The organism is Achromobacter sp. Marseille-Q4954, assembly GCF_943737025.1.
In the GTDB taxonomy this organism is placed as follows: domain Bacteria; phylum Pseudomonadota; class Gammaproteobacteria; order Burkholderiales; family Burkholderiaceae_B; genus Achromobacter; species Achromobacter bronchisepticus_A.
Map to the genome: position 1 here is coordinate 158,303 of NZ_CALSFQ010000002.1, position 23,175 is coordinate 181,477.

21 protein-coding genes are annotated in these 23,175 nt (G+C 68.4%); 10 read left to right on the forward strand and 11 right to left on the reverse strand.

The features are described 5' to 3' along the window. Positions 1-35: 35 nt before the first annotated feature. The 3 genes from NGK62_RS18720 (at position 36) to sodC (ending at position 3,925) form a co-directional block, all read left to right on the forward strand. Positions 36-1,424, forward strand: a complete 1,389-nt coding sequence (locus tag NGK62_RS18720; RefSeq protein ID WP_118933272.1) for a GntP family permease — start codon at positions 36-38, stop codon at positions 1,422-1,424. A gap of 52 nt (positions 1,425-1,476) precedes the next feature. Further along, positions 1,477-2,796 carry a DUF445 domain-containing protein gene (locus NGK62_RS18725; RefSeq protein WP_373429127.1) on the forward strand — a complete coding sequence of 440 codons (1,320 nt, stop codon included), beginning with the start codon at positions 1,477-1,479 and terminating at the stop codon, positions 2,794-2,796. A 604-nt stretch (positions 2,797-3,400) separates the two neighbouring features. Further along, complete coding sequence (gene sodC / locus NGK62_RS18730) at positions 3,401-3,925, forward strand: superoxide dismutase family protein (RefSeq protein WP_054456408.1); 525 nt, start codon at positions 3,401-3,403, stop codon at positions 3,923-3,925. Between the two features lie 12 nt (positions 3,926-3,937). Here sodC and NGK62_RS18735 read toward each other — a convergent pair whose 3' ends face one another. The 10 genes from NGK62_RS18735 to NGK62_RS18780 all read right to left on the reverse strand — a co-directional run bounded on the left by NGK62_RS18735 (position 3,938) and on the right by NGK62_RS18780 (position 14,124). Then, positions 3,938-4,561 (reverse strand): glutathione S-transferase family protein, encoded by a 624-nt coding sequence (locus NGK62_RS18735; RefSeq protein WP_251879768.1) that lies wholly within the window; start codon positions 4,559-4,561, stop codon positions 3,938-3,940. 94 nt (positions 4,562-4,655) lie between these two features. Continuing rightward, positions 4,656-5,876, reverse strand: coding sequence for an MFS transporter (locus NGK62_RS18740; protein WP_251879770.1), 1,221 nt, complete (start codon positions 5,874-5,876; stop codon positions 4,656-4,658). A 104-nt stretch (positions 5,877-5,980) separates the two neighbouring features. Further along, on the reverse strand, positions 5,981-6,772 hold the full coding sequence (gene map / locus NGK62_RS18745; protein WP_054456411.1) for a type I methionyl aminopeptidase: 792 nt from the start codon (positions 6,770-6,772) through the stop codon (positions 5,981-5,983). After that, entirely contained in the window at positions 6,773-7,018 is a 246-nt protein-coding gene (locus NGK62_RS18750) for a ParD-like family protein (RefSeq protein ID WP_054456412.1), read from the reverse strand. 80 nt (positions 7,019-7,098) lie between these two features. Further along, a complete protein-coding gene (locus NGK62_RS18755) occupies positions 7,099-7,749 on the reverse strand; it encodes a DUF2894 domain-containing protein (RefSeq protein ID WP_251879772.1) in 651 nt (216 codons plus the stop codon). After that, positions 7,739-8,389 carry an OmpA family protein gene (locus NGK62_RS18760; RefSeq protein WP_054456414.1) on the reverse strand — a complete coding sequence of 217 codons (651 nt, stop codon included), beginning with the start codon at positions 8,387-8,389 and terminating at the stop codon, positions 7,739-7,741. Before NGK62_RS18760 ends, NGK62_RS18755 begins: the two co-directional genes overlap by 11 nt. Then, complete coding sequence (locus NGK62_RS18765) at positions 8,386-12,075, reverse strand: DUF802 domain-containing protein (protein WP_251879774.1); 3,690 nt, start codon at positions 12,073-12,075, stop codon at positions 8,386-8,388. Before NGK62_RS18765 ends, NGK62_RS18760 begins: the two co-directional genes overlap by 4 nt. A gap of 10 nt (positions 12,076-12,085) precedes the next feature. After that, positions 12,086-12,919 (reverse strand): DUF3348 domain-containing protein, encoded by an 834-nt coding sequence (locus tag NGK62_RS18770; RefSeq protein WP_059379512.1) that lies wholly within the window; start codon positions 12,917-12,919, stop codon positions 12,086-12,088. Positions 12,920-13,048: 129 nt separating this feature from the next. Further along, complete coding sequence (locus NGK62_RS18775; protein WP_251879776.1) at positions 13,049-13,990, reverse strand: LysR family transcriptional regulator; 942 nt, start codon at positions 13,988-13,990, stop codon at positions 13,049-13,051. Next, positions 13,987-14,124: a hypothetical protein gene (locus NGK62_RS18780; protein WP_251879778.1), complete on the reverse strand. Its 138-nt coding sequence runs from the start codon at positions 14,122-14,124 to the stop codon at positions 13,987-13,989. Before NGK62_RS18780 ends, NGK62_RS18775 begins: the two co-directional genes overlap by 4 nt. A 139-nt stretch (positions 14,125-14,263) precedes the next feature. Here NGK62_RS18780 and NGK62_RS18785 point away from each other — a divergent pair, with 139 nt between their 5' ends. The 4 genes from NGK62_RS18785 to NGK62_RS18800 all read left to right on the forward strand — a co-directional run bounded on the left by NGK62_RS18785 (position 14,264) and on the right by NGK62_RS18800 (position 18,353). Beyond that, positions 14,264-14,926 (forward strand): response regulator transcription factor, encoded by a 663-nt coding sequence (locus NGK62_RS18785; protein WP_059379509.1) that lies wholly within the window; start codon positions 14,264-14,266, stop codon positions 14,924-14,926. Continuing rightward, positions 14,923-16,311 carry an ATP-binding protein gene (locus tag NGK62_RS18790; RefSeq protein ID WP_251879780.1) on the forward strand — a complete coding sequence of 463 codons (1,389 nt, stop codon included), beginning with the start codon at positions 14,923-14,925 and terminating at the stop codon, positions 16,309-16,311. The genes NGK62_RS18785 and NGK62_RS18790 overlap by 4 nt, the downstream gene beginning before the upstream one ends. A gap of 111 nt (positions 16,312-16,422) precedes the next feature. Then, entirely contained in the window at positions 16,423-17,652 is a 1,230-nt protein-coding gene (locus NGK62_RS18795) for a helix-turn-helix domain-containing protein (RefSeq protein ID WP_118933265.1), read from the forward strand. 35 nt (positions 17,653-17,687) lie between these two features. Continuing rightward, on the forward strand, positions 17,688-18,353 hold the full coding sequence (locus tag NGK62_RS18800) for an NHL repeat-containing protein (RefSeq protein ID WP_251879782.1): 666 nt from the start codon (positions 17,688-17,690) through the stop codon (positions 18,351-18,353). Here NGK62_RS18800 and NGK62_RS18805 read toward each other — a convergent pair. Then, positions 18,340-19,077 carry a hypothetical protein gene (locus NGK62_RS18805; RefSeq protein WP_251879784.1) on the reverse strand — a complete coding sequence of 246 codons (738 nt, stop codon included), beginning with the start codon at positions 19,075-19,077 and terminating at the stop codon, positions 18,340-18,342. The genes NGK62_RS18800 and NGK62_RS18805 overlap by 14 nt on opposite strands. Before the next feature lie 264 nt (positions 19,078-19,341). Here NGK62_RS18805 and NGK62_RS18810 point away from each other — a divergent pair, with 264 nt between their 5' ends. The 3 genes from NGK62_RS18810 to NGK62_RS18820 all read left to right on the forward strand — a co-directional run bounded on the left by NGK62_RS18810 (position 19,342) and on the right by NGK62_RS18820 (position 23,146). After that, positions 19,342-20,466 (forward strand): TRAP transporter substrate-binding protein, encoded by a 1,125-nt coding sequence (locus NGK62_RS18810; RefSeq protein WP_059380142.1) that lies wholly within the window; start codon positions 19,342-19,344, stop codon positions 20,464-20,466. An 80-nt stretch (positions 20,467-20,546) separates the two neighbouring features. Then, positions 20,547-21,170, forward strand: coding sequence for a TRAP transporter small permease subunit (locus NGK62_RS18815; protein ID WP_059380141.1), 624 nt, complete (start codon positions 20,547-20,549; stop codon positions 21,168-21,170). After that, positions 21,167-23,146 carry a TRAP transporter large permease gene (locus NGK62_RS18820; RefSeq protein WP_251879786.1) on the forward strand — a complete coding sequence of 660 codons (1,980 nt, stop codon included), beginning with the start codon at positions 21,167-21,169 and terminating at the stop codon, positions 23,144-23,146. Before NGK62_RS18815 ends, NGK62_RS18820 begins: the two co-directional genes overlap by 4 nt. Positions 23,147-23,175 lie beyond the last annotated feature (29 nt).

Genomic DNA, 23,175 nt, shown 5'->3' on the forward strand with positions numbered 1-23,175 from the left:
CGCGGGGCCGCGCCCATTTTTTCCCAGGCCCGTCCATGTCTTCCTCCGACGTCCAATTGCTTCTTACCGCGCTGGCAAGCGTGCTGGTGCTGGTTGCGCTGATCGTTTCGCGCATCCGCATGCATCCGTTGCTGGCGCTATTGATCGTTTCCATCGGCGTGGGTTTCGCCACCGGCATGGAGCCGGTGGCCATCGTCAAGAACCTGAGCAATGGCGCGGGCAAGACGCTGGGAGCGGTGGGCGTGGTGATCGCGCTGGGCGCGATGCTGGGCAAGATCCTGGCGGATTCGGGCACGACCGAACGCCTGGCCAATGCCATCCTGAACCATACCTCGCCTCGCATGATTCCCTGGGCGATGACCCTGGTGGCTTTCGTCATCGGCATACCGATGTTCTTCGAAGTCGGCCTGGTGGTGATGCTGCCGCTGATCTTCAGCGTGGCGCGCAAGCTGGAAAGCCAGGAGCGCTTCAAGGGCTCGGCCTACGTGTACGTGGGCGTGCCGGTGATATCGGCGCTGGCGGCGATGCACGGCATGGTGCCGCCGCATCCGGGGCCGCTGACGGCGATCGCCACGCTCAAGACCACGGTGGGGCCGACGATGATTTACGGCTTCATCGCGGCGCTGCCGGCCATGGTCTTCGGCGGTCCCTTGTATGGCGCTTTCATTTCGCGGCGCATGACGACGCGTCCGGACGAGGCGCTGCTGGAACAGTTCACCACGACCCGCCAGGATGCCGCCGGCCCCAATGCGCCGAGCGTGGGCCTGGGGGTGCTGGCGGCCTTGCTGCCCGCCTTGCTGATGCTGGTGCACGCGGGCGCGGAGATGCTGCTGCCCAAGGATTCCCGCGCCATGCACGTGGCGGCGTTCCTGGGCGACCCGATGGTCGCGATGCTGCTGGGCGTGCTGTTCGCCGCATTCACCCTGGTGCTGATGCGCGGCGGCGACGCGGAAAAACTGCGCGATGCCATGGGCAAGAGCCTCAAGCCCATCGCCGGCATCATGTTGATCATCGCGGGCGGCGGCGCGTTCCAGCAGGTGTTGACCAGCGCCAAGGTGGGCGATGCCATCGTGCAGCTGACGCATCAGTTTTCGCTGCCGCCGCTGGCGCTGGGCTGGCTGATCGCCATGCTGCTGTCGGTGTCCACGGGGTCGGCCACGGTCGGCATCGTGGGCGCGGCGGGCCTGCTGGCGCCGCTGGCGGGCGCCGATCCCAGCCTGAACCTGCCGCTCTTGGCGCTGGCCATCGGCTGCGGTTCGCTGTTCTTCAACTACGCCAATCACGCGGGCTTCTGGATGGTGAAGGAGTCCTTCGGCATGACCATGGGCGAAGCGACCAAGACCATCTCGGTGGTGCAGTCCATCGTGTCGGTGGTGGGGCTGGTCATGGTGCTGCTGTTCAACATGCTGCCGCCGCTGGGCTGACACGCCTGCGGGCCGCAATTGTTATGCTGGGTCTGTCGTTTCCGGAGACCCCATGACAGAGATGCCCCGTTCCGCCGCCACGCATTCCGCGCTGGCTTCCGAAGCGCGCCGCACGCAGTTGCGGCGCATGAAGATCGCCGCGCTGGCGCTGCTGGTGGCGATGGTCTGCGGCTTCATCACCAGCCACGTCATGGGCGGGCAGGGCGCCTGGGCCTGGGTGCGGGCGTTCTGCGAAGCGGCCACGGTGGGCGCGCTGGCCGATTGGTTCGCGGTGGTGGCGCTGTTCCGCCGGCCGATGGGATTGCCGATCCCGCACACGGCCATCATTCCCAGCAACAAGGACCGCATCGGCGACAACCTGGCGGTGTTCGTGCGCGACCATTTCCTGGACCCGGACACGCTGATGGAGAAGCTGCGGGTGTTCGATCCCGCGGCGCGGCTTGCGCGCTGGCTGGGGCGTCCGCGGCAGGCGCGGGCCTTGAGCGAGGGGGCGCGCAATGTGGCCTTGCAGACGCTGGACCTGCTGGACGAGCGGGCGGTGCGCGGGGTGATCCAGGAGTTCGTGGTGAAGAATCTGCGGCGCTGGGACGCGGCGGACACGGCGGGCGAGGTGCTGGGGCTGCTGACGCGCGACGGGCGGCACCAGGAGCTGCTGGACGCGGCGCTGGAGCGGCTGGGCGGCTATCTGGGCGACGAGGACGTGAAGGCGCGGGCCTCGAGCCTGCTGGTGAAGTTCGCGAAGAAGGAATGGCCGCGCATCATTGCGGCGGTGGACGTGGTCAAGTCGGTGGACGGGATTGCCGACAATCTGGCGGACCGGCTGGCGCGAGCGCTGGTGGAGGAACTGCGGGACGTGCTGTCCGAGCCTGGGCATCCGGTGCGGCGGGATTATGAGGCCTGGGTGCAGGATTACATCCGACGGCTGAGGGATGATCCGGCGTTGTCGGCGCAGGTGGAGGCCTTGAAGCAGCGGGCGATCGATCATCCGAAGGTGCAGGAGTATGTGCAGGGGCTGTGGGACGATATCCATGCGGCGTTGCGGCGCGATCTGTCATCGGAGGATTCGGCGCTGGCGCGGCATCTGGAGAGCGCCTTGCTGGCCTTGGGGCGCAAGCTGGGGGAGGATCCGGGGTTGCGGGAGGCGATCAACAATCACGTGCTGGGCGGGGCGCGGAGGCTGACGGGGCGCTTGCGTAGCGGGGTCACGGAGCATATTTCGCGCACGGTGAAGAATTGGGATGAGCGGCATCTGGTGGATGAGCTTGAACTTAGCGTGGGGAAGGATCTGCAGTACATCCGGTTCAATGGCACCTTGGTGGGCGGGTTGATAGGGGTGGTGCTGCATGCTGTGGTGTTGCTGGTTCGAGGGTGATGCGGGTGCTTTTTGACTGTTTCATTCGAGGCTTTGCTAGTCCTCCCGGGGCTTTGTAGGCCGGGATTTGACTGCTGTTTCCTGTGCTTCGTGGGCCGCCCGTCGTCGCGGGCGCATGGGTGGCGAGCGCCCACGATTGCGGTCCGGAGCGTTCGCTCCGGACTGCCCCGTCGTCATCGTCGTCACCGCCTGCGGCGGCTCCTTCCGATTCCCTCGGGCGCATCGAGGTTGCTCGCCACCCAGGCGCCCGCGCCGACGGGCTATCCATGTCTTGGTATGAGGCGCTGCTGCAGCGGTGTTTGGTTGCGAGGTTTGCGGGGCCCGCCGCCAATGGCCGCGCGGGCGGCCATTGGCGGCTTACGCGGTTGCGTACGTGGTGGGGGGCGCTGGGTACGCGCGGACGGGGCGGGCGCGGGATTTTTGGCGGGCAGGCAGAGCAGTCAGATTTTCTCTGGCCGTATCGCCCTTGTTTGTATCAGGAACGAAGATTGCTGGCAGGTGCGCGGAAGCCGGTGCTATTGTTTTTTTCGGAATGGACGGCAACGGGCCGGCCATGTAGCAACGGGCGTCCGCGGCCTGCGGGCGCGTATCCTGGAGGCACCCCATGAAGAAAATCTCGATGCTGGTCGCGGCGCTTGCGTTCGCAGGCGCGTCTGGCGCGGCGCTGGCGGAAGACGTGTCGATGTCGTTCCTGAGCGTGGACGGCGTGGGCAAGAGCGCTGGCACGATCACGCTCAAGGACACCAAGGGCGGGCTGCAGCTTACGCCGCATTTGAAGGGTTTGCCGCCGGGCGAACACGGTTTTCATGTGCATGAGAAGGGTTCTTGCGAGCCTGGCATGGTGAACAACCAGATGGCGGCTGGCGGCGCTGCGGGCGGGCATTTCGATCCCAAGGGCACCAAGGCGCACAAGGGGCCGATGGCGACCGACGGGCATCAGGGCGATCTGCCGTTCATCGTGGTCGCTGCCGACGGCACGGCGACGAAGGCGGTGGTGGCGCCGCATCTGAAGCTGGCCGATGTGAAGGGCCGTGCGGTAATGGTGCACGTGGGCGGCGACAACTACAGCGATACCCCGGCGCCGCTGGGCGGCGGGGGCGGCCGGCTGGTTTGCGGCGTGGTGAAGTAGCCGCTTGGGCGGTCAGGCCGTGCCGTTGCGGCCGTACAGCTGGTAGCCGGCCCGTTCGGCGAGCCGGTCGTAGTAGGCGGCGACGGCCGGCAACCGTGGTTTTTCAAATGGGGTGCTGAACCAGCGGTTCACCGACAGGCCGACCGGTATGTCGGCCAGCGAGAGCGCGGGGCCGGCGACGTAGCCGCCGGCCTGTTCCAGGCGCTGGTCCAGTATCGCCATGTAGCGCGCCCATTCGCGGCAGGACGCCTCGATCGCGGCGCGGTCGCGGTGGGCGGGGGATTCGCGCACCAGGGCCATGAAGGCGTAGCTCCAGGCGCGGTTCAGGTCGGTGGCCTGCCAGTCCATCCATTGGTCGACGCGGGCTCGCAGTCTGGGTTCGACGGGATACAGGCGCTGGCCGCCGTATTGTGCGGCCAGGTAGCGGATGATGCTGTTGGACTCCCACAGCACGAAGTCGCCGTCCTGGATGACGGGCACCATCGCGTTCGGGTTGAGCGCCAGGAAGGCGGGATCGCCGGTGGGCTGGAACCCGGAGCCCCAGTCTTCGCGCTCGAAAGGCAGGTCCAGTTCGACGCAGGTCCAGAGCACCTTGCGCACGTTGATGGATGAGGCTTTACCCAGGATTTTCAGCATCTTGCCGCCGCCGTGTTGATTGACGGCGGCAGTCTAGCGGGCGCCGGCGGGCGCGCACAGATACAGATTGCCGGTTTTGCGTGCGCAACAGCGCTCAATAGGCGCCGGCCTCGGGCTGGGTGCGCAGGCGCAGCACGGGCGAGGTGTACAGCACCACGAACTGCACTGCGAAGCCGGCGGTCGATACCCACAGGCAGGCTTCGACGCCGACGCGCGCGGCAAGCGCGGCGCCGATCAGCGCGCCGACCGGCCGGGCGCCGAAGGTGGCGGTCAGGATCACGGCGGACACGCGGCCCAGCAGGGCGTTGGGCGTGATCGCCTGGCGCAGCGTGGTGGTGGTGATGGTCCAGAGTATGGGGCCCGCGCCGAACAGGAAGAAGCCCGCCGCGGCCCATGCGCCGGACGGAAACGCCAGCGTGGAAAGCAGGATGGCGCTTGCGATCAGCGCGGCCAGCGGGCCCACGGCGATCATGCCGCCGAAGCTCAGCCGCTGCGCCAGCCAGGGGGCCAGCAAGGCGCCGGCCACCATGCCGCCGCCGTACACGCCCAGCGTCAGGCCGACGGCCGCGGCCGACAGGCCCAGCCGTTCGATGGCGTAGGCCACATAGATGGCCTGCAGCACGAACCACGCGGTATTGAAGAACACGGCGGTCACCAGCACCGGGCGCAGCAGCGGATGCGTGAGGACGAACGCCGCGCCTTCGCGCAGTTCCTCCAGCAGGCGGCGGCGCGGCGCGAGGCCGGGCGTGTCGTGGGGCAGGCCGGCCAGCAGCAGGGCCGCCAGCAGCGACAGCACGGTGGCCAGCACATAGGCCGAGGGCGCGCCCATCCAGCCGACCAGCGCGCCGCCGGCGGCTGGCCCTGCGGAAAAGGCGGTGCTGCGGGCCAGTTCCAGCCAGCGGTTGGCGCTGGCCAGTTCGGCGGGCGCGACCAGCCGCGGCACCAGCGCCGGCGCGGCGACGTTATACGCGACCGTGCCGACCGCGCCCAGGAATCCCAGCGCGGCCAGCCAGCCCAGGTCAAGCCCGCCCGTGGCCAGCAGCGCCAGCAGGCCCAGCAGGCTGGCGGCGCGCACGCACTCCGCCGCGGTCATCAGCGCGCGCCGGGACATCCGGTCGGCCAGCACGCCGGCGGGCAGGGACAGCAGCAGGAAGGGCAGGGTCTGGGCGGTTTGCAGATAGCCGGTTTCGGCCGCGCTGGCGCCCAGCGCCAGCACCGCGACCAGCGGGGCGGCCGCCAGCGCCATCTGTTCGGAGAATTGGGCGGCCAGGTTGGAGGCGGCCAGGCGGCGGAACGCTGAGGGCAGGGCGGACATGGGGGGCGGACGGCGGAAACGACAAGGGCACGATCATGATCGTGCCCTTGTCCGCCGGCACTCCGTTCCTTGCCATGGGCAAGGCGGCGCCTCAGCTCACCGCATCAAGGGATGGGCGGATAGTCGCCGAAGCCGTCCGGCCAGGGCGTCAGCACTTCGTAGCCGGTCTCGGTCACGACCACCATGTGCTCCCATTGCGCCGACAGCGAGCGGTCCTTGGTGACCACGGTCCAGCCGTCGGGCAGCTGCTTGGTCTGGGGCTTGCCGGCGTTGATCATGGGTTCGATGGTGAACATCATGCCAGGCTGCAGCACCATGCCTTCGCCGGGGCGGCCGTAGTGCAGCACCTGCGGATCGTCGTGGTAGATCTGGCCGATGCCGTGGCCGCAGTACTCGCGCACGATGCTGAAGTGCTCGCGGTGCGCCACGGTCTGGATGGCGTGGCCGATGTCGCCCAGCGTCGCACCGGGCTTGACGGCCATGATGCCGGCGCGCATGGCTTCATAGGTGGTGTTGACCAGGCGCCGCGCCAGCGGGCTGGGCTGGCCCACGTAGTACATGCGGCTGGTGTCGCCGAACCAGCCGTCCTTGATCACGGCGACGTCGATGTTGAGGATGTCGCCGTTCTTCAGCACCTTGGCGGACGGGATGCCGTGGCAGATCACGTGGTTGGCCGAGGCGCAGATGGTCTTGGGAAAGCCGTGGTAGCCGACGTTGGCGGGTATCGCCTTCTGCACGTTGACGATGTAGTCGTGGCAGATGCGGTCCAGCTCATCGGTGGTGACGCCGGGGCGGACGTGTTCGGCAATCATGTGCAGCACTTCCGCCGCCATGGCGCCGGCCTTGCGGGCCATTTCGATGTCGGCGGCGGACTTGATGGAAACCTTCTTCGCCATTTACGCGGCCTCCTGCTGGGCTGGCTGTGGCAAGCCTTGGGACAAGGAGGCGATGGCGAAGCCCTCGGCCTGTTCGATGCGGATCAGCAATTGGCAAATGTCGGCGTGGCGCAGCTCGGGGTAGAGCTCGGACAGCATGCCGATGCGCATCCAGTGTTCGGCCTGGGAATTGATGGAGCGGCTGAGCGCGCCGCTGGCGACGCGGAGGTTCTCATGCATCTGCTCGGAGATCTTGACGATACCCATGGAGTGAATGATCCATATATGGTTTGTATATGGATCGTATCTTACCGCCGATGGGCGGCAGGGCGCAAATCGGCAGTGGGCTAGCGGCCCTTGCCGCGCGCCGTCTTCTTGGCGCCGGCGCGGGGCGCGGCTTCCTTGGGCGGGGGCGCGATGGCGGCGTGTACCTGCTCCATCCACATCAGCGCGTCGGTGTACGACAGGAACTGCTGCAGATAGCCGGGCGACACCTCGCGCATCAGCGACAGCGCGCGGTGCACCAGCTGGTTGGAGTTGAGCGGGCCGGCGTTCTTGTGCACCTGCTCCTGGGACTGCCGCACCTGGCGGTCGGCGCTGACCCGCGACCAGACGCCGCGGAAGTATTCCAGCGTTTGCAGTTCGGGGTAGGAAGCGCGCAGGTCGGCGGCGCCGCGCGCGTCGGGGCCGGGATCGGCGATGTACGCGGTCAGCGCCGCCAGCGGTCCGGGTTCCGGGATGCCGGCAGCAGGCGCGGAGACGTTTTCGGCCGCATCCGCGGGCGCGCCGTCCAGCTCGGCCTCGTAGGCCTGGATCAGCGCCGCCAGCTTGCCGTCCAGCAGCCTGCGGGCTTCGCCGCCTTGGGCGGCTGCGCGCCGTTGCAGCGCGTCCATGAACTGGAAGCGGACGGGAGCCACGCGGTCGGCGCCGGCCTCGCGCCAGGCGTCCAGCATGGCGCGGGCGTCGATGATCTCGCCGCGGGTGCCGTCACTGGCCATGCGAGGTCCCGGCGTCGCTGGAGGGCTTGGGAATGGGCGCGATTTCGACCCGGCGGTTCTTGGACCGGCCGTCCTCATCCGCGTTCGAGGCCACCGGCTGTTCCGAACCGAAGGCGGCGGCGAACACGGCCGACGAAGGCACGCCCTCGTCGATCAGCGCGCGCGTCACGGTCAAGGCGCGCTGCGCGGACAGGTCCCAGTTGTCGGCAAAGCGCCGGTTGCCTTCGCGCACCTGCTGGTCGTCGGTATAGCCGCTGACCATCAGGATCTCGTTGTGCGACTTCAGATAGGCCGACAAGGGTTCGATCAGGCTTTTCAGGACTTCACGGCCCTCGGGCTGCAACTGGTCGGAGTTCAGGGCGAACAGGACGCTGCCGCTGATGCCGATGCGGCCGTCGATCAGGGTCACGCGGCCGGCGGCCAGCGGACCCGCCAGCGCCTGCTCCAGCGTTTCGCGGCGCTGGGTTTCGACCTGGCGCTGCTTGACCTCTTCCTCCAGCTGGGTGGACAGCTGCAGCTGCACCGCGACGACGCTCACCAGGATCAGGACGAAGGCGCCCAGCAGCACCGACATCAGGTCGCCGAAGACGGCCCAGGCCGGGACTGTGGGCTCCACGCCGCCGTCGATGTCCTCGCTCATGCCGCTTCCGCTCCGGCCGTCGCGCGCTGGATGGCCAGCTGCTGCAGGTTCTCGATGATCTGCTTCTGCGACACCATGCTCAGGTCCACCACTTCACGGGCCTGCGCCACGTAGTAGGCGAGCTGCTCGTCGCCGCGCGCGATGGACTTGTCCAGCGCCGCTTCGATGCGCTGCAGGTGCGCCACCAGCTTGTCGTTGGACTCGCCGAAGAGCTGCACGGCAGTGCCGAAGGACTCGCCCAGGCTGGCCACTTCGGCCGCGCCGCTGGCGACCTGCGCGGCCACCTCGGCCAGCTTGCCGGTTTCGGCCTGCGCCTGTTCGGTGAACTGCGTGCCGACGCGGTCCAGCAGCTCTGCCGACGAGGACACCAGCGCGTCCACGGCCGTGCGCTGTTCGGCGGCGGTGTGGTTGACGGCGTCCAGCAGGGTGCCCAAGGTTTCCAGCAGGCGGTTGCGTTCCTCCAGCATGTCGTTGTCGCGCTCCATGCTGTCGGAGAGCTTCTGGCGCAGTTCGCCGATGACTTCGGCGGCGGCGCGCGGCGCTTCGGACGCGGCCTGCACCAGGCGGCCGATCTCGGCGATGGTGTCGTTGGCGGACGCCTGGGTCTGCGCGCTGATGTCCTGCGCCGTGATGGCCAGCGTGTCGCAGATCTGCTGCTGCTGGTTGGCCGTGTAGGAACTGGTCTGTTCCCATTCGGCGCGCAGCGAGTCGGCGATCGTGCCGAGCTTGCCGGTCCAGGCTTCCAGGCGCGCTTGGTCCTCGGCGGCGAGCGCGTTCTGCAGGTCCGTCTGCGATTGCTCCAGCGTTTGCAGCAGGGCGGCGGAGTGTTGTTCGAATGCCGCGGCGGCGGTTTCCAGCGCCTGCTGGTTGTCGCCGGCCAGCTTGGCGTTGGCCTGCTCCTGGCGCGCCTGCGCCTCGGTCCAGGCCTGGGTGACGCCGGTGGCGGCCGTTTCCAGGCGGGCCGATACGCTTTCCAGCAGGCCGGCCTGGGCCTGGGTCTGGGCCGTGATGTCGCGCGCGGTCTGGGCCAGGGTGTCGTTGACTTCCAGCTGGCGCAGCGCGGCCTGGGTGCCGGCCTGTTCCCATTCCTGGCCGAGCTTGGCGGCCATGGCGGTAAGCGTGCCGGTCCAGGCGGCCAGGCGTTCCTGGTCGCGCGAGGCCAGCGCGGCCTGCAACTCGGCGTGCGATTGGTCCAGCGTTTGCAGCAGGGCGGCGGAATGTTGCTCGAAGGTGGCGGCGGCGGTTTCCAGCGCTTGCTGGGTGTCGCCGGCCAGTTTGGCGTTGGCCTGCTCCTGGCGCGCCTGCGCCTCGGTCCAGGCCTGGGTGACGCCGGTGGCGGCCGTTTCCAGGCGGGCCGATACGCTTTCCAGCAATCCCGCCTGGGCCTGGGTTTGCGCCGAAACGTCGCGCGCGGTCTGGGCCAGGGTGTCGTTGACTTCCAGCTGGCGCAGCGCGGCCTGGGTGCCGGCCTGTTCCCATTCCTGGCCGAGCTTGGCGGCCATGGCGGTAAGCGTGCCGGTCCAGGCGGCCAGGCGTTCCTGGTCGCGCGAGGCCAGCGCGGTTTGCAATTCGGCGTGCGACTGGTCCAGCGTTTGCAGCAGCGCGGCGGAATGTTGTTCGAAGGTGGCGGCGGCGGTTTCCAGCGCTTGCTGGTTGTCGCCAGCGAGCTTGGCGTTGACCTGTTCCTGGCGGGCTTGCGCCTCGGTCCAGGCCTGGGTGACGCTGCCGGCCGCCGTTTCCAGGCGGGCCGAGACGCTTTCCAGCAGGCCGGCCTGGGCCTGCGTTTGCGCGGCGATGTCGCGCGCGGTCTGGGCCAGCGTGTCGCTGGCGGCCTGTTGGCGGGCCACGGTGTCGGCGCCGGCCTGCTGCCATTCCTGGTTCAGCGTGGCGGCCATGGCGGTGAGCGTGCCGGTCCAGGCGGCCAGGCGTTCCTGGTCGCGCGAGGCCAGCGCGGCCTGCAGTTGCGTGTGCGACTGGTCCAGCGTCTGCAGCAGGGCCGCGGAATGCTGTTCGAAGGTGGCGGCCGCGGCGGCCAGGGCCTCGCGGTTGTCGCCAGCCAGCTTTTCGCCGGCCTGTTCCTGGCGCGCCAGGGCGCTGGCCCATTGCTGCGAGACGCCGTTGGCGGCCGCCTCCATGCGGGCGGACACGCCTTCCAGCAGCCGCGCCTGGACTTCCGCCTGCGCGGTGATGTCGCGCACGGTCTGCGCCAGCGTGGCGCTGATGGCTTCCTGGCGTTCGGCGGCCTGCGCGCCGGACTGCTCCCATTCCTGGCGCAGCGTGGCGCCCATGGCGCCCAGGGTGTCGGTCCAGGCGGCCAGGCGCTGCTGGTCGCGCGAGGCCAGCTCGGACTGCAGTAGGGTGTGCGATTGGTTCAGCGTGCGCAAGAGCGAGGCCGAATGCTGCTCGAAGCTGGCCGCGGCCGCGGTCAGGGCCTGCAGATTGTCGCCAGCCAGCTTTTCGCTGGCCTGCTCCTGGCGCGACAGCGCCTGGGTCCAGGCTTGCGACATGCTGCCCGACGATTCCTCCAGGCGCGAGGACACGCTGTCCAGCAGGGCGGCCGAGCGCTGTTCGAAGGTCTGGGCGAAGTGGTCGAGCGAGGCGCGCAGATCCTGGGACAGGGCCTCGCTGGCGCGCTGCTGGCCGGCCAGGGCCTGGTTCCAGATGCCGGCGACGTTGCTGGTGGTGGCCTGGAAGCCCGAGGTCAGGCCTTCCAGCTGGCGCTGCACGGCTTGCGTCACGGTGTCCTGCAGGGACGCGGTTTCCCGCGACAGGCTGGCCATCGTCGCTTCCACCACGGGTTGCAGGGCGGCGCCGGCCGAGCGCGCGCTTTGCGACACGCTTTCCTTCATGGACTGTTCCATGACGGCGGCCAGGCGCGAATAGGCGGCCTCGGCCTTGCCCTGGAACGCGTCCTGGCTGGCCATGTGGCGGTCGCTCAGGGCCTGGTTCTGGCGGGCCATGTCGCTCATCATGGCTTGCAGCTTGTCGACCAGGGTGGGCATGGCCTCCGCCTGGCGCTGCATCACTTCAGCCTGGCGTTGCAGCAGCTTGAAGGATTCTTCGCGTTGATAGCCCTGCGAGTACACGCGCAGGGTGGTTGCCGCCTTGCTGTCCAGCAGTTGCGCCGCGCGCACGCGGTCGCGGCGGCACAGGGCTGCCAGCAGACCCAGCATGGCGGAGCTGGCCACGCCGGCGATCGAGGTGCCGAAGGCAAAGCCCAGGCCCTTGACCGGCGCGGCGAGCGAGGCGCGGATGGCGGCCAGGTCGGTGGCGCTTTCCAGCGCCAGGCCGGTGCCGCGCAGGGTCACGACCATGCCCAGGAAGGTCCCCAGCATGCCCAGCAGCACCAGCAGGCCGACCAGGTATGGCGTCAGCGCCGGGCCAGGCAGGCCCGCGCGCTCACCTTCGATGCGCAGGCGCGCGGCGTTGCGCAGGCCCGGCGGCAACTGGTCCAGCCAGGATCCCAGATTGCCGGGCGCTTCGGACAGGCCCGAGAGCGCGCGCGTCAACGAGGAGGTCGCCTGCTGGTAGCGCAGCAGTTCCAGCGCGCCGCCCAGGTAACAGACGCCTATCAGCAAGGTCACGGCCAGCGCCAGCGGGTTGGTGCCCGCATAGCCCACGCCGATCCAGCCCACGACGGCCAGACCCGCCAAGAAAACCACGAGATTAGTCAGATATTTGGACATAGTGTCCCGGTTAGCTGGCGCGAAGGGTGGCAAGCAGCCCTTCGACCGGTTGTAAACGAACATCCAATTCGGCCAGCAGCACGCTGCGCATGTCTTTGCGGAACGTGTCCAGCCAGGCGCCCGGCGTTATCGATGCCGGCGCCGCAGCGGGCGCCGCGCCCGTCTCGGCCGCGGCATCGCCTTGCGCCTCGGTCTCGGCGCCGGCCTCGGCTGGAACTTCAGCCAATGCGGCAGCCTCGGCCAAGGCCGCGGCCTCCGCGTCGCGCAGGCGCTCGAAATGGCCCTGCAGCAACTTCGGAATCGCGCCGAACAGCGCGCGTTCCTTGGGCAGCAGGGCGCGGTCCATGATGGCGTCGACCACCGCCAGGCGCGTCATTTCGCCGTTTTTGGCCGCGACCATGCCGCGCAGCCGGCTGCGCAGATTGCCCACCGCGGTTTCCATCGTGTGCTGCAACGACAGATAGCGCTGGCGAAAATTCGCGTAATCGGCGTCGGCCTCGGCCAGCGCCGCCAGTTGTTTGGCGGGGGCCGGCGCTTGTCCCGGCGTGCGCCGCTTGGCGGCCGTGGCCGCGGTGTCGCTGGCGATGGCGTCGGCCAACGTGGTCCGCACGCGTTCGCACTCGCGCTCTTCGGCGCTGCTGAACATGCGCGCGCCGGGGGCGATCACCGGCGGGCTGGTATTCAGCGCCGCGGAGAGCGCGATCGCGTCCGTCCAGCCGAGCCACTGGCTCAGATGGTCCGAGAGCGATTGCCTGGATTGCGGAACGTCGACATCCGTCAGGCGAGTCAGCAAGCGAATGAGCGTCGGGCCGCTTAAACCTGTGCGCTGTGGAGCCTGCAACATACCACCAGAGTCAAAAAGGGGGGAGTTTACACGGTGGAGGGCGGCGTCAGGGGCAGGGGGCGGGCGGCAAGGGCGTGCCGCCCGCAAAAAGAGGGTCGCATCATCTGCGGATGCAATATTGTGACGGGGTTATGCCACCCGGCGGATCCGGAGTTCTGGCGCTAAGCCATGCGCCGGGTTGTCCTGCCGGGCGTCCAGGTATTCGGCCAGAAAATCGATGAGGTACCGGGTCCGGGCTGGCAGCAAGCGGGTTTCAGTCAGGGCATGGACCTCGATCGGTCCCAGGCTCCAGGCCGGCAGCACGCGCGCCAGCTCGCCCGAGCGCAGCCGGCCGCTTTCGTCGCCGCCCAGCGCCGCGATGCCGGCGCCCAACACGGCAAGCTGCCTGGCCATGCAGGCGTCGTTGGCGCCGTAGCGGTGCTCCACCGGAACCAGCAACTGTTCACGCCCGCGCTGCAGCGGCCAGGGCGCGGGCTGCCCGCCGCCGGCGCGCAGCCCGATGCAGTCGTGGCGCGCCAGGTCGGCGGGGCTGACAGGCGTGCCGCGCGCGGCCAGGTAGGCGGGCGAGGCATACAGGCCGGCATGCACCGCGCCCAGGCGGCGCGCCACCAGCGACGAGTCGGGCAGTTCGCCCAGGCGGATGGCGACGTCGCCGATCTCGGGCGGGTGCTCGGCGAACTCGGGTCCGGCCACGCTCATCTGGAGCTGGATAGCCGGGTAGCGGCTGCCGAACGCCACCAGGGCGGGCATCAAGGCGTCCAGCGCATAGGCCGCGGGCAGCTGGATGCGCAGCGGCCCGCTGGGGATTTCCAGCTGTTCGCGCAGTTCCTCGTGGGCGATCTCGGCCTCGGCCACGATGCGGCGGCAGCGTTCGAAATACAGCCGCCCGGCGTCGGTCAGCTCCACGCGGCGCGTGTTGCGGCTGAGCAGCCGCAGGCCGACCGAGCGCTCCAGTTCGGCCACCTGGCGCGACACCGTGGAGGTGGGCATGCCGAGCGTCGCGGCGGCCCGGCTGAAGCTATGCGCCTTCGCCACTTCGGCGAACAGTTCCATGCCTTGCAGGCGTTTCATGGGCGTGCCTCCCCTGCGGCCAGGCGCGCTGGCGCGCTGATGAAGTCCGGACGGCCCTGGCTGGCCAGCGCGCCGCTCGCGGCGGGCAGCGCGCCGGCCGTCAGGGGGCCGCTTGCTAAAATGTGTTGCTTCATTCCGTTGCTTCCCATGCGTTTTTTCGGCGGGCCGGGGTCCAGTTCCCCGTCATAGGAGCGCATTGTCGGCATGGGGTTTTAATAATTTTTTAAAGCGATGCCTGCATGCTGCGGCATCGTTGACGGTTCTGGAGTTTTCTTGCGTGTCCTGCTAGTTGAAGACGACGCCATGCTGGGCGACGCCGTGCATACCAGCCTGGCGCAGTCCGGCGCCGACGTGCAATGGGTGCGCGACGTCGCGCAGGCGCGGCTGGCCCTGGTGGATCACGGCTTTCAAGCCGTGCTGCTGGACCTGGGGCTGCCGGACGGCAGCGGACTGGCGGTCCTGAAGCATCTTCGTACGCGCTACGATGCCACGCCGGTGCTGATCCTGACCGCCCGCGACCGGCTGAGCGAGCGGATACAGGGCCTGGATGCCGGCGCCGACGACTACATCGTCAAGCCATTCCAACTGGACGAACTGCTGGCGCGGCTGCGCGCCGTGGTCCGGCGCAGCAGCAACGCCGTGGTCTCGGCGCTGCGCTGCCGCGACGTGGTGCTGGAGCCGGCCAGGCGCGCGGTGACCCGCGCGGGCGTCGAGGTCAGCCTCAGCGCGCATGAATACCGCACGCTGCTGGCGCTGATGGAGCGCGTCGGCCACACCGTCAGCCGCGAACAGCTGGAGGCCGCCGTCTACGGCGACAGCGGCGCCATCGAAAGCAACACGGTGGCCGTCTACATCCACCAGTTGCGCCGCAAGCTGGGCGACAAGCTCATCGCCACCGTCCACGGCCTGGGCTACCGCATCGAGGCCGGCGAATGAAGACGCTGCGCAAGCAGCTCACGCTGACGCTGCTGTTGACGATGGCGCTGTCCTGGATCGCGGTGTTCGCCTTCCAGCAGTACGAAGCCGCGCGCTCGCAGACCGGCGCGCGCGATCAATGGCTGCACGACGCGGCCAGCCAGATGCTGGCGTCGCTGCCGGTCAGCCTGCTGGGCAACGAGGCCCCGTCCGAGCGTTTCACCCCGCCCGCATCCAGCCGTGTCGACGGCGACAAGGTGCGTTTCCACCTGTGGTCGCTGGCCGACCGCCGACTGCTGCTGCGCTCGCCCGAGTCGCCCGCGCAGCCCTTGAGCGGCGGCTTCCAGGACGGTTATTTCGACGTGCGCGCCGACGGCATGGACTGGCGCGTGTACGCGATCTCCGACGCGCAGGGGCGGGTGCAGGTGCAGGTGGCGCGACCGCAGAGCGAATTGCGCGCGCAGTCGCTGTACAGCCTGAAGCGCGGACTGCTCATCGTGTCTATTCTGTTCGTGCTGTTGGCCGTGGTGAGCTGGATGGTGGTCGGCCGCGCCTTCCGCAAGGTGGACCGTGCCGGCGTGGCCATTGCGCGGCGCGGTCCGTTTGACCTGGCGCCGCTGCCCATGGCCGGCATGCCGGGCGAACTGCGTCCCTTCATACGCTCGATCAACCAGCTGCTGCTGCGGGTCAAGGGCGGCATGGACCGTGAACGGCGCTTTCTGGAAGATGCCGCGCACGAACTGCGCACCCCGCTGGCCGCGCTGAGCGCGCACGCGGAGCTGGTGGCCCGCAGCGCGGGTTCGGGAGACGCCCCGGCCGCCATCGAGAAACTGCGCCTGGTCGCCCAGCGCACCTCGCGCCTGTCGGAACAATTGCTGGACCAGGCCCGCATGGATGCGCTCAGCGCCAGCGCCGATGAACCGGAGCTGGTCGAACTGGACGCGCTGGTCGCCATGCTGGTGCGCGACTGGGAAACCGACGCCACCCGAAAGCAGCTGCGCATCCAGCTGGACGTGCAGGCCTGCGTCGTCAGGGGGCGGCTGGACGCGCTGGGCGTGCTGGTGCGCAATCTGCTGGACAATGCCGTGCGCTATACGCAGAGCGGCGGCCAGATCGCCGTGTCCTGCGGACCGTCGGCGGACGGCGGAGCCTGTCTGCGCGTGGCGGACGATGGGCCGGGCATCGCGCCGGAGGAACGCGCGCGCGTGTTCGACCGTTTCTATCGCGCCCCGGGCAGCGCCGCGGGCGGCAGCGGCATCGGCCTGTCGCTGGTGGCGCAGATCGCGCAGCAGCACGGCGCCGAGGTCACGCTGGGCGAGGGCCTGCGCGGCGCGGGCGTGGCGCTGACAGTGAGTTTCCCGCCTGCGGTCGGGGGAACTGCCGCGGCAGGGGCGCCGCGCGCCTGAATCCCGCCGGCCGTGAAGCCGGCTGCCCCGACTACGCTGCGAATCGCCGCCGGATGGTAGATTAGTTCCCGGTAAGCGGACTGCGGGAGCAGCGTCAGTGGCGGGAGTTCCATGGATGTTCTGATCACCTCGGCCGCGCGCGCGCTGGCCGCCGGCAATCCGCTGGGCGCCCTGAACCTTGTGGCCCTGCGCGACGACGCGCCCGCGCTGGCCCTGCGCGGCATCGCCATGGCCCAGCTGGGCGATTTCCGCCGCGCCCGGACCTTGCTGCGCAGCGCGGCCCGGAACTTCGATCACAAGAATGTGCTGGCCCGCTCCCGATGCGTCGTGGCCGAGGCCGAGATCGCCCTGGTATCGCGCGATCTGGCCTGGCCGGAAAAGGCCCTGGAGACCGCGCGCGCTGCGCTGCAAGCCCACGGCGACCCGGCCAATGCCGCGCATGCGCGTCATCTGCAGGCCCGGCGCGAACTGCTGCTTGGCCAGCTCGACCGGGCCGAGGACGCCCTGACCACGCTGGACCCGGCCTTGCTGGCCCCGGCTTCCCGCGCTATCCATGAATTGATAGCTGCCGGTATCGCCTTGCGGCGCCTGCGCACCGAGCGCGCGCGCGCCGCGCTGACCCAGGCGGAGCTGGCGGCCCGCGTCGCCGGCATCCCCGCGCTGATGGCCGAGGTGGAACAGGCCACCCTGGTCCTGAATACGCCAGCCGCGCGCCTGATCGGGCAGGGCGTGCAGCGGCCCATTCTGCTGGATGAAGTGGAGGCGCTGCTGGCATCCGACACGCTGGTCGTGGACGGCTGTCGCCACGCAGTGCGCAGCGCGGGCCGCGAGATTGCGCTGGCGAGCCGGCCGGTGCTGTTCGCGCTGGCGCGTGTCCTGGCCGAAGCCTGGCCGCAGCCCGCGCCCAGGGAAACGCTCATCGAGCAGGCCTTCCGCACCGCCTATTTCGATGAAACGCACCGCGCGCGCCTGCGCGTCGAGATAGGGCGCCTGCGCGCGGCCTTGGACGGTGTGGCCGGTATCAGCGCCGCGCGCGGCGGTTTCGTCCTCAAACCGCAGGCCGGCCGGCCGGTCGCGCTATTGGCCCAGCCTGGCGGTGAAGGCGACAGGGATCAGGGAGCAGTGCTGGCCTGCCTGGCGGACGGCGAAGCCTGGTCCAGTTCCGCCCTGGCCCTGGCGTTGGGGGCAAGCCAGCGCACGGTGCAGCGTACGTTGGACGCATTGGCCGTGGCGGGCAAGGTGCAGGCTTGCGGACAGGGCCGGGCCCGCCGCTGGATGACGCCGCCGGTGCCGGGATTCACGACAACCTTGTTACTCCCGGCCGCGCTGGCCGCCGACTAGCATGAATGCTCGAACTCCAGTTCAAGGACATCGACATGAAACGAACGCAAGCCCAGATCATCCGCGAGTACGGCCCATTTCCCGGCGTGCAGGCCGTGCATGGCGTGACCTATGACGGCCGGCAGGTGTGGTTCGCCGCCGGCGAAAAGCTGATTGCCATGGACCCGGATAGCGGCAGCACCCAAGCCTCGATCGACATCGTCGCCGACGCGGGCACGGCCTTTGACGGCAAGCATCTCTATCAGATCTCCGACGGCACCATCGTCAAGCTGGAACCGCGGAGCGGCCGGGTGCTGAGCCGCATCCCAGCGCCCGGCGGCGGCGGCGCCTCGGGCATGGCCTGGGCCGAGGGCAGCCTGTGGGTGGCCGAGTACCGCCAGCGCAAGATCCACCAGGTGGATCCCGAAACCGGCCGCGTGCTGCGCACCATCGAATCCAACCGCTACGTCACCGGCGTAACCTGGGTGGACGGCCAGCTGTGGCACGGCACCTGGGAGGACGGCGCCAGCGATCTGCGGCAGCTGGACGAAAAGACCGGCGAAGTGCTGCAAAGCGTGGAGATGCCGGCCGGCATCGGCGTGTCGGGGCTGGAATCGGATGGCGCCGGCTGCTTTTTCTGCGGCGGCGGCGACAGCGGCAAGCTGAGGGCGGTGCGCCGTCCGCCAGCCAAGGCCGACGATACGGCGGTCACCAACGGATGATGTAGGGCCTGTCTCCCAGTTCCCACACGCCGTCTTTCCGTTCCAGCATGATGTACTCGGTCTGCCATTCGTCCGGCTGGTCCTCCGGCGCAAAGCCGGATAGATACGGACGGAAGGCGGGATCCGCCGCCCAATCCGCAGTGCTGCGGTCCAGCCGCCACTCGAACTTCACCGCCGAGACCAGGTTGGGATTGTCGTCGAATGGATTCTTGAGCGGCTTGGTATGGGTGAGGATCTTGCCGATCTGCAGGCCGGGGGCGCAGAACTTCGCGGTATAGACCAGCTTGGAGCTGAGGCGGGCCTCGCCATCGGTGTAGTAGGGCCGGCCTTTATCCGTCAGCTCCATGCGGCTGCTCGCGTCCTCCGGATCCTCGTCCGCTCGCGGCGGCCCGCCGTCGCCGCTGGCGCTGACGCGCTTGACCGTGACCAGCTGATGCTTGATCAACCCCTGCACGATCCTGTCCTGGCTTTCCAGGAACGCGGTGTAGACATCGGTGGGCAAGGGCCGCACGCCCACGACGTTGACGCAGGCGCCGACCGGCGCATATTCCGGTTGCGCCGTGGCCTCGACCAGGATCTTGCGCATCTTGCCTTCGGTCAGGCCCGGGCCCAGCGGCGATTGCCACCACGCATAAAAACCCGCGGCGCCAGCGATGATCAGGCCCAAGGCCCAGGCCTTGCGTGGCATCCGGCGGCGGTTGACGGCGCGCTGCTTCTGGTTCATTCCTACCCCTGCTGATGACAGTGCCGCGATGGTAACGCGTGCACTGTCCATCATCCAAAAGACCTAATCCGCATTTCTAGGGTAATTCCTGACAAGAAGCTGATTGTCAGCGATTAGTCAGAAAGGTTTAATCAGGCTCACGCTTTGCGCATCGTCCGCAATCGCGCCGGCGGGATCCCGCAGCAGGCTTCACCATCCCGCGCCCACGCAGGAGTAGTAACTACAAGCTGGTCCATGTAGTCCTAATTCAGGAGACAAGACGCCATGCAACACGTTACCAAGCCCCGCCGCAAGTTCATCTCCGGCGCCGCTGTCGCCGGGGCCGCCGCACTAGGATTTCCGGCAGTGGCCCGCGCGCAGAACGCCCCGGTTTCCCTGCGCTTCCAGAGCACCTGGCCCGCCAACGACATCTTCCACGAGTTCGCCCGCGACTATGCGCAGAAGGTCAACGACATGGCCGGCGGCCAGTTGAAGATCGAGATCCTGCCGGCTGGCGCCGTGGTCAAGGCCTTTGACCTGCTGGACGCGGTGTCCGCCGGCACGCTGGACGGCGGGCATGGGGTGGTCGCCTATTGGTACGGCAAGAACACGGCGGTGGCGCTGTGGGGATCGGGGCCGTCCTTCGGCATGGATGCCAACATGCTGCTGGCCTGGCACGAGTACGGCGGCGGCAAGGAGCTGCTGGTCGAGATCCAGAAAGCCATGGGCGTGAACGTGGTGTCGCTGATGTACGGGCCGATGCCGACTCAGCCTTTCGGATGGTTCAAACGTCCTATCACAAAGATGGAGGAGGTCAAGGGCCTCAAGTTCCGCACCGTGGGCCTGGCCATCGACATGTACACGGCCATGGGTGCCGCCGTGAACGCGTTGCCCGGCGGGGAAATCGTGCCCGCGCTGGACCGCGGCCTGCTGGACGGGGCGGAGTTCAACAACGCTTCGTCGGATCTGGCCCTGGGCTTCCAGGACGTCTCCAAGATCTGCATGCTGCAGAGCTTCCACCAAAGCGCGGAGCAGTTCGAAATCCTGTTCAACAAGGCCAAGTACGACGCGCTGCCGGAGCACCTGAAGCACATCCTCAGCTATGCCGCGCAGGCCTCCAGCGCGGACATGTCCTGGAAGGCGGCAAACCGCTATTCGCAGGACTACGTCAAGCTGCAGAAGGACCACAACGTCAAGTTCTACAAGACGCCCGACGCCATCCTGCAGCAGCAGCTGAAGATCTGGGACGAGATGATCGCCAAGCGTTCGGCCGAAAACCCCTTGTTCAAGAAGGTGCTGGAATCGCAGCGGGCCTTCGCCGAGCGCGTCGGGCGCTGGCACGGGGACACCTCGGTCAACTTCCGCATGGCCTACAACCACTACTTCTCGCGCTCCACCAAACAGGCTTGAAGGGCCGCTACCTGTATTCCGCGCCGCGCGCCGCACCCCGGCGCGCGGCGGGACGCCATGCGTCTTGACCTGGAAGCGAGATGATCCGAATCATACGTTTCATAGACCGCATCTCCACGTTTGTCGGGCAGGCCTTTGCCTGGTTGATCGTAGTCCTGACCTTGCATGTGTGTTGGGAGGTGGCCGCGCGCTACCTGTGGAACCAGCCCAGCGCCTGGGCGTTCGACATGCAGATGATGTATTACGGCATCCTGTTCATGATGGCGGGGGCCTATACCCTGGCCAAGAACGGACACGTACGCGGAGACATCCTGTACGGCTTCCTGCCGCCGCGCGTGCAGGCGGCGCTGGACCTGATCCTGTACATCGTGTTCTTCTTCCCCGGCGTGATCGCGCTGGTGTGGGCGGGCTGGTACTACGCCGGCTACTCCATCGCCATCCGCGAGCATTCGTCGCTGATGGCCAACGGGCCGCCCATCTATCCCTTCAAGGCCTTCATCCCGATAGCCGGCGCGGTGCTGCTGGTGCAGGGCGTGGCGGAAGTGTTGCGCTGCGTACTGTGCCTGAAGCGCGGCGCCTGGCCCTCGCGCGAGGAGGACGTCGAGGAAGTGGACGTCGACAAGCTCAAGAAGATGGTGCATGTGAAGGACGAAGACATCGCCAAGCTGGACCGCTACGTCACCACCGGGGAGCCGCGCTCATGAAGATCCACAAGGCGCTGTGGTTCGGCCTGTCGTGCATCGGCCTGGTGCTGCTGATGATCGTGTTCCTGACGCCCTGGGACCATCTGACCACGGGGCATATCGGCCTCTTGATGCTGGCGCTTATCGTGGTCGCCATCATGCTGGGCTTTCCGACGGCGTTCACGCTGATGGGCATGGGGGTGTTGTTCACCTTCCTGGCGTACTACATGCAGAGTTCGGACGCGGCGCGTTCGGTCGGGCAGACGCTGGACCTGATGGTGCAGCGGACCTACGCCACGATGACCAACGACTCGCTGATTTCGATCCCGCTGTTCGTGTTCATGGGCTATCTGGTCGAACGCGCCAACCTGATCGAAAAGCTGTTCCGCTCCATGCACCTGGCGCTGGCGCGCCTGCCGGGCGCGCTGGCGGTAGCCACGCTGGCGACCTGCGCCATCTTCGCCACCGCCACGGGCATCGTGGGCGCCGTGGTCACGTTGATGGGCTTGCTGGCGATGCCGGCCATGCTGAAGGCCGGCTACAGCGTGCGCCTGACAGCCGGGTCGATCACGGCGGGCGGCTGCCTGGGCATCCTGCTGCCGCCTTCCGTGATGCTGATCGTGTACGGCGCGACCACCGGCGTGTCGGTGGTGCAGCTGTATGCCGGCGCGCTGTTCCCGGGCATCATGCTGGCGGTGCTGTACATGATCTACGTGATCATCGTGGCCAAGCTGCGCCCCGACATGGCGCCGCCCCTGCCCAAGGAAGAGCGCGGCGTGCCGTTGTCCCCGGAATCCGCGGCGCTGGCCTCCGGAGGCTACACGCGCGCCGTGTCCGGCATGCTGGCGGCCTTGTTCAAGGGTCGCCGCAACAAGGACGTGCCACTGGGCTTCCTGATGCGCAACATGGCGCTGGCGATTGCGCCGCTGGCGGTTACGGTGCTGCTGGTGGCCGTGGTCTACCAGGCGACGACGCGGCCGGCGGTGGTATACGAGATCCCCGCCGAATTGCAGCTTGGGTCGGGGGGATTCGATTCGGGCCTGAGCGAGCCGCCGTCGGACGGACTGGCGGAGCCGCCTTCGAACGAATTGGCCGAACCGCCTGCGAACGAGTTGGCGGAGCCGCCTTCGAACGAGCCGCCCGCGGCCGGCGGTCTGGCCGAGCCGCCGGGCACGCCCGCCGCGGCGCCAACGGCCGCACCCGGGACGGCCGCCGCGCAGGCGCCGGCATCCGCCGACGAGATCGCCGCGCCCCAGGGCTTCTGGATCTTCGCGGCCATATGCGCGGCCATCCTGGTGGCGTTCTATGCGATGCTGACCTGGGCGCGCATGGAAATCTTCAAGATGCTGATGGCCTCGTTCTTCCCGCTGGCCGTGATGATCGCGGCGGTGCTGGGCTCCATCGCCTTCGGCCTGGCCACGCCCAGCGAGGCCGCGGCCATGGGCGCCATGGGCGGCGCGCTGCTGGCGCTGGCGTACCGGCGGCTGAACCTGCCGGTGCTGCGCGAATCGGTGTACCTGACGGCCAAGACCAGCGCCATGGTGTGCTGGCTGTTCGTCGGCTCATCGATCTTCTCGGCGGCGTTCGCGCTGCTGGGCGGACAGCGCATCATCGAGGAATGGGTGCTGTCGCTGGGATTGTCGCAGCTGCAGTTCCTGCTGCTGGCGCAGGTCATCATCTTCCTGCTGGGCTGGCCGCTGGAGTGGACCGAGATCATCGTGATCTTCATGCCCATCTTCGTGCCGCTGCTCAACACCTTCGGCATCGACCCGCTGTTCTTCGGCCTGTTGGTCGCGCTGAACCTGCAGACGGCCTTCCTGTCGCCCCCGGTCGCCATGTCGGCGTTCTACCTGAAGGGCGTGTCGCCGCCGCACGTGACGCTGAACCAGATCTTCCTGGGCATGATGCCGTTCATGGGGATCCAGGTGGTGGCGATCTTCCTGCTGTACGTGTTCCCGGGCATCGGCCTGTGGCTGCCGACGGTGCTGTACCGGTAAAAGGCGGGGGCGGCCGGCGCGCCGCCTCC